Origin of the sequence: Chelatococcus sambhunathii (assembly GCF_001418005.1) — a bacterium.
GTDB lineage: Bacteria > Pseudomonadota > Alphaproteobacteria > Rhizobiales > Beijerinckiaceae > Chelatococcus_A > Chelatococcus_A sambhunathii.
Map to the genome: position 1 here is coordinate 1 of NZ_LIOL01000032.1, position 1733 is coordinate 1733.

Here is a 1733-nt window from a genome sequence, read left to right on the forward strand (position 1 = left end):
TCATATCGGGTATAGACGTGACAAGCGTAACGTCATTACCGTTCTGCACGAATGATCGGATGTTCCCGCTGCCATCCGTCAGCACCGCCCCGAGCCGCTGCACAATCGTCCAGCCGCTCGGCACGGACACGGGCGAGACAGACGCCGAAGCGATCGCGTCGCCGGTGCCATCGGCGTCCTTACGGATGGCAAAGACGTGGTAGGTCGTGCTCGAAGCCTTCGACCCGGTGTCGAGAAAGCCGCCACCGTTGCCCTCGGACCACGATGCATCAAGCCGCTTCGTCAGGACGCTTTCGAGCGTGACCGTGACACCGTTGCCGCGTGCCTGTCCGGTCGCAATGTCGATGTCGTTGTTGGCGTCGGTGCCGTTGTTCGACAGCGCGAGGCCGTGAACGAAGTTCTGCAGCGTCGTCTCGTTCTCGACGTATCCCGTGTAGTTGGCGCTTTCCTCCAGCGCTTCCTGCACATTCTCGGCGCCGGGATAGGCGTTGCTGTCGTCGTAGGGAACACCGCTGGCGTCCGGCGCGCCGGAGCTAATCCAGTTGCCGAACAACCCGCCTTCGGACCGCCGGGCGAAGGGCGTGGGCCCGGTCCCGCCAGTCAGCGGCACGGCCTCCTGAAGGACAGCGCCAGGGTCGAGCGGGTCAGCGTCGACCCAAACGAGCCAGCGCCCGCCGTCGAACGGCGCATTCGCGTCGCTCGTCAGGATATAGAGCCCCGGCGTACCGAGGTCGTCGAAGTCCGACCCGGGCTGGATCTCTTGCGCCGCGGCCACGAGCGCCAGGACTTGTTCGATGGTCGCGCGGCCGGCGGGATCGCCAGGCCGCTGCATCGGCACGGAATACTCGCGCGTCAGGACCTCGAGCAGGTCGAGATCGACGATAGGAATACCACGAGGCATTTCACCCTCACGCGGCGTGGCTGAAGTCGAGGTAGGCAGCACGCGAGCCGAAAGACACGGATGTCTGCCAGTCTGTCGTCACGGTCGCACTGGCGAGATACCGCGTAGCCATCGGGTTAATGATGCGGTTCGCATGATGATCCATAACACCGGGTGGGCTGACGTCGGCGCCGACGAAACCCGTGACGTGAGACAGTTTCGGCGTCCGTGCCCAGTTGATAGATGTGGACGAGGAGAACCCCAGAGTTCCCGCCCCCAGTGGCGCAGGCACACCGTCGACGCGGGCCGACCGGAACAGCGACATCTTGTTGGCGAGACGAGTGATGGTGGGCTCGTTCGACGGACTGGTCTGAATTCGCGCAAGCAGCGCGTCGTCGAAGGTAGTATCGAAAATCGCGGTGGCGTCCTCAGCAGCGCCCGGATTGTACGCACCGTCCTCCACGTCCCGCAGCACGAGACGGCCGTTCGGGAACGACGCCGCCGGCGTCGCCATCCCCGTGCCGGAAGCATGCCAGCGCAGGTGATAGGTCTTGTTCGGCGCCAGCGCGAAGGTACGGGCCGGCGGATCGAAGCTCGACAGGTCGATGCGGAAGAGCCCGCGCCAGATGAAGGCCTCGGTTGCCCCTACCACGATCTGCCCGGTAGAGCCGGTGACGCCGATCCGCCCGTCCGTGGACAGCACCTCAGGGAAGAGGGGCATGTTCGCCCGGGCCTGGCTCTTGGTGATCGCGTCGATGGTCACCGTCGCGGCCTGGATGGCCTTCAGCAGCATCGCGTCGTCCGCGTTGTCGATGGGAATTCCCATACCGACAATGGCCGTGCGCAACTGCGC

General features: G+C 65.0%; 1 protein-coding gene and 1 pseudogene. Both read right to left on the reverse strand.

What is annotated here, in order from left to right; all coding sequences use genetic code 11:
• Window positions 1-838: pseudogene (locus ASC46_RS20655) on the reverse strand (hypothetical protein); the annotation flags it as partial.
• 70 nt (window positions 839-908) lie between these two features.
• Window positions 909-1733: hypothetical protein (locus ASC46_RS20660; protein ID WP_157672366.1), on the reverse strand; the 825-nt coding region annotated here is incomplete at its 5' end.